3 protein-coding genes are annotated in these 4,547 nt (G+C 72.7%); all 3 read left to right on the top strand.

All coding sequences use genetic code 11. The features are described from left to right. Positions 1-351 precede the first annotated feature (351 nt). The 3 genes from AOK22_RS37455 to AOK22_RS37445 all read left to right on the top strand — a co-directional run bounded on the left by AOK22_RS37455 (position 352) and on the right by AOK22_RS37445 (position 4,520). Positions 352-1,611 (top strand): alpha-L-fucosidase, encoded by a 1,260-nt coding sequence (locus AOK22_RS37455; protein ID WP_055703120.1) that lies wholly within the window; start codon positions 352-354, stop codon positions 1,609-1,611. A 42-nt stretch (positions 1,612-1,653) separates the two neighbouring features. Next, a complete protein-coding gene (locus AOK22_RS37450) occupies positions 1,654-3,591 on the top strand; it encodes a glycoside hydrolase family 84 protein (protein WP_055703119.1) in 1,938 nt (645 codons plus the stop codon). A 92-nt stretch (positions 3,592-3,683) separates the two neighbouring features. Beyond that, entirely contained in the window at positions 3,684-4,520 is an 837-nt protein-coding gene (locus tag AOK22_RS37445; protein ID WP_055703118.1) for a TetR/AcrR family transcriptional regulator, read from the top strand. Positions 4,521-4,547 lie beyond the last annotated feature (27 nt).

The following is a 4,547-nucleotide window of genomic DNA, read 5'->3' as shown; positions in this document are numbered from 1 at the left end:
CGCCACGTCCCCTCAGGCGCGCGTGCGACCGCGCCCCGGTGGGGGATCCGCTCCTGCTGTGGGCAGGCGTTCCGCAGGGCGAGTGGGGCATCCCCTGCTCGAGCGGAGCCGAGAGCTTGGGGAAGGGTGGGCACAGCCCACGGTGCCGGGTGGCGATAAGGAGGCGCCAAGCCCGGTGCAGGCGGGCACAGCCACGGTGCAGAGTGGTGATGAAGGGGTGCGCCGGCCCCGGTGCGCGCGGGCAGGGGAAACGGTGTCGGGGGAGAGGGAGACCTCCGACCTATTGTGTGGGGAGGGTGGGGCGGCCTAGCCTGCGCGAAGGCTTCCGCGACCGAGGGAGACCCACCCGTGATCCACCCCTGGTTCCCCGACGCCAAGCTCGGAATCTTCGTCCACTGGGGCATCTACAGCGTGGACGGCGTCGCCGAGTCCTGGTCGTTCTTCCACGACGAGGTCCCCTACGACCGCTACATGACCCAGCTCGACCGCTTCACCGCCGACCGCTACGACCCCGACGCCTGGGCGGACCTGTTCGTCGAGGCAGGCGCCCGCTACGCCGTCCTGACGGCCAAGCACCACGACGGAGTCGCCCTGTGGGACACGGGGGCCAACGACCTGTCGGTCCCGCGACGCACCCCGGCCGGCCGCGACCTCGTCGCCCCCTACGTCGCCGCCCTCCGCGCCCGCGGCCTCAAGGTCGGCCTGTACTACTCCCACCTGGACTGGTCCCACCCCGACTACGCGACCGTCAGGCCCGACGGCCAGGACCCGGCCGAGCGCGGCAACCGCTACTCCATGCCCGCCGCCGGCGAGGAATCATCCGAGCGCTGGACGGAGTTCCTCGCCTTCCACCGCGCTCAGGTCAGGGAACTGATCGGCCTGTTCCAGCCCGACCTGTTGTGGTTCGACGGCGAGTGGGAGCGCAGCCCCGAGCAGTGGGGGATGACCGAGCTCGCCCAGGAGATCGCCGCGACCAGCCCCCGCACCGTCGTCAACGGACGCCTGACCGGGCACGGCGACTACGCCACTCCCGAGCAGGGCGTTCCCGTGGAACCGCCCGACGGAGCATGGGAGTTGTGCCTCACCGTCAACGACTCCTGGGGCTATCGGCCCCAGGACCACCGGCACAAGACCCCGCGCCAGCTCGTCCGCATCTTCGCCGAGACCATCGGAGGCGGCGGCAACCTGCTCCTCGACGTCGGCCCGAAGGGCGACGGCACGCTGCTGCCCGAGCAGGCCGAGCGGCTCGAAGCGCTGGGGGAGTGGATCGGGCGGCACGCCGACGCCGTCTACGGCACCGTGCGAGGGCTGCCGCACGGGCACTTCTACGGCCCCTCGACTCTCTCCGGCGACCGCCGGACCCTCTACCTCTTCCTGTTCGACCGGCCCAACGAGTACGTCGTCCTGCGCGGCCTGCGCAACGCCGTGCGCTCCGCTCGCGTGCTCGGCACCGGCGCCGAGGTGCGCCACGAACGGGTCGGCGGGCTCGGTGACGTACCCGGCTGGGAGTACGTCCACCTCGACGACGGCCTGCTCGACCCGCTCTGCACCGTGCTCGCCCTCGAACTCGACGGCACCCTCGACCTGTACCGCGAGCACACCCGCGACTGAACCGAAAGGCACATCAACGCACGTACGCCACCTGGAGGTTGCATGCCCCGCGTCACCAGATCCAGCGTCCGGGCCCTCGTCGCCTTCCTGTCCGTCACCGCCTTCGCGGCGCCCCTCGCCCCGGCGGCCACCGCGAGCCCCACAGGCGGATCCCGTCCGCTTCCCGTCGTCTCCCCGGCCCCGCAGCACATCGCGCGCGTCGGCGCCGACGTCCCGCTCGCCCGCCGCGTCGAACTCGTCGTCGGCAAGGACACGGACGAGTCGGCCCGGAACCGGCTCACCGAGGCGCTGCGCGCCCACGGGGTCCGCGACATCGACGTACGCGAGAAGAGCTCGCGCCGTGCCCCGCTCACCTTCCTGCTCGGTCCGGCCGCCCGCCCCGACATCGCTCGGGCGCTCGGCGGCACCGATGTCCCGGAGCGGCCCGAGGGGTACGCGCTGCGGGTCGGGCACCGCACGGTCGCGGTCGGCGGAACCGACCCGGCCGGGCAGTTCTACGGGGTGCAGAGCCTGGCGCAGCTGATGACGCGCACCTCCCTCGCGGGCGCCGAGATCTCCGACCACCCCTCGATGGCCCTGCGCGGCAGCATCGAGGGCTTCTACGGCCCGCCCTGGACCCGGGCCGAACGCCTCGACCAGCTGGACTTCCTCGGAGACACCCGGGCCAACACCTATGTGTATGCGCCCAAGGACGATCCCTACCACCGCGAGAAGTGGCGTGAGCCCTATCCGGCGGACAAGCTCGCCGAACTGGGCGAACTCGTGGACCGCGCGCGGGCCAACCACGTGCGCTTCACCTTCGCCGTCTCACCGGGCGGCTCGATCTGCTACTCCGACCCCGCCGACGTCGCGGCCCTGACGGCGAAACTGCGCTCGCTGTACGACCTGGGCGTGCGGTCCTTCTCCGTGCCGCTCGACGACATCAGCTACACCAAGTGGAACTGCGCCGCCGACGAGGCGGCGTTCGGTGCCCCCGGGCGGGCCGCGGCCGCCACGGCGCAGGCGGGGCTCCTCAACACGATCCAGCGCGAGTTCGTCGCCGGGCACGAGGGCACGTATCCGCTGCAGACCGTGCCCACCGAGTACGGCGACCTCGCCGACACCGCGTACAAGCAGACCCTGCGGGCCGAGCTCGACAAGGCGGTCGAGGTGATGTGGACCGGCACCGACGTCGTGCCGCCCGAGATCACCGAAGCCCAGGCGCGGCGCGCCTCCGAGCTGTTCGGGCGCAAGGTGTTCGTCTGGGACAACTACCCCGTCAACGACTTCGCGCGCACCGCGGGGCGGCTGCTGCTCGCGCCGTACGACAAGCGCGACAAGGGCCTGTCCGACCACCTCAGCGGTCTCGTGTCGAACCCGATGAACCAGGAGGCGGCCAGCAAACTCGCCGTCTTCACCATGAACGACTTCTCCTGGAACGACCGCGGCTACGACCGGACCCGGTCGGGGCGGCAGGCCGCCCTGTACCTCGCGGGCGGCGACGCGCGCACCGCCGACGCCGTCCAGGCCTTCGTCGACCTCAACCACGTGGCACCCACCTTCGGGGAGCGGAACTGGCAGCCCCAGTCGCCGGTCCTCGGGCCGAGGCTCGACGCGTTCTGGCGGACGTACGAGACGGACCCGCGGGCCGCGATCCGCGCGCTGACGCCCGTGGCGAGGGAGATCGGCGCCCTCCCGGAGACCCTGCGCTCGCGCCTGCCCGACCGGCTCTTCCTGCACGACGCGGACCGCTGGCTCGACGCCACCGAGCTGTGGGGCGAGGCCTTGCGGCACGGTCTGGCGGCGCTCACCGCCGTCGAGGCGGGCGACGGGGCGAAGGCCGGGCGGGAGCGCGCGGAGACGGACGCTCTCGCCGAGCGGATCTCGAAGATCGTCGTCGACCCCGCCGAGCACCATCAGCACGGGCCCGTGAAGATCGCCGACCCGTATCTCGACGACTTCGTCAGCGGCGTCCGGAAGCGCGTTGACCAGCTCGACTGATACGTCAGTCAGAATCACAATCCCTTGATTCATTTGGTCATCTGCCTCCCGTGCGTTGCGTTCATCGCAACGCGCGGGTACGGTGGCCGACCATGCACGACCCCGAGGTGGCGGACCGCGTCCGCAAGGTGATCGCCGACGCCGGCGTGACGCAGCGCGAGTTCGCGCGCCGCATCGTCATGGACCCCTCCAAGCTCTCCCGCTCGCTCGGCGGCACCCGGCGCTTCACGGCGGCGGAGCTCGCCCGCATCGCGGACGAGGGCGGGGTCGACGTCGGCCGCCTCCTCGGGTCCGCCCGTGCCCCCGAGGCGCCCCAGCGGCGCGAGCGCGCCGCCGCGCCCGAGGGCGGCCGCCCGCTGCAGATCGTCCGCGAGACCGTCCGGCTCATCGCCGAGCGCGGCTTCCACGCCGTCCGCGTCCAGGACATCGCGGCGGCCTGCGACACCAGCACCGCCGCCATCCACTACCACTTCCCCGGCCGCGACGACCTCCTCGAAGCCGCCGTGCGCTGGTGCATGGACGAGGACACCGCGCGCCGGGCCGCGCGCGTCGCGGACGCCGCCGACACCGCCGACGAGCTGCGCCAGCTCATCGAGCTCCAGATCCCCCGCACCCCTCAGCAGCGCTGGCAGTGGAGCGTCTGGCTCGACCTGTGGGCCGAGGCCGCCCGGTCCACCGCCATGGGCCGCCTGCACGCCGACTACTACCGGCAGTGGCGCTCCACCGTCGCCGACGTCATCCGCCGCGGCATCGCCGAGGGTGTCTTCCGCCCCGCCGACCCCGCCGCCGCCGCGCTGCGCCTGACCGCGCTCATCGACGGCCTCGCCACCCAGGTCCTCGCCTCGGCCCCCGAGGCCCCCGGCACGAGCCCCGACGACATGCACGAGGCCCTCGTCGCGTACGTCGACGCCACGCTGACCGCGCGCTGACGTCCCGTACGCCCCCGTCATCCGTAC

The sequence above is a fragment of the Streptomyces silaceus genome (assembly GCF_001419745.1).
Taxonomy (GTDB): domain Bacteria; phylum Actinomycetota; class Actinomycetes; order Streptomycetales; family Streptomycetaceae; genus Streptomyces; species Streptomyces silaceus.
The sequence above is the reverse complement of the archived record's forward strand: the minus strand, read 5'-3'. Positions and strand labels throughout refer to the sequence as shown.

Coding starts and splice junctions, on each gene's coding strand:
- AOK22_RS37445 (WP_055703118.1), top strand. CDS start 3,684: ATGCACGACCCCGAGGTGGCGGACCGCGTCCGCAAGGTGATCGCCGAC.
- AOK22_RS37450 (WP_055703119.1), top strand. CDS start 1,654: ATGCCCCGCGTCACCAGATCCAGCGTCCGGGCCCTCGTCGCCTTCCTG.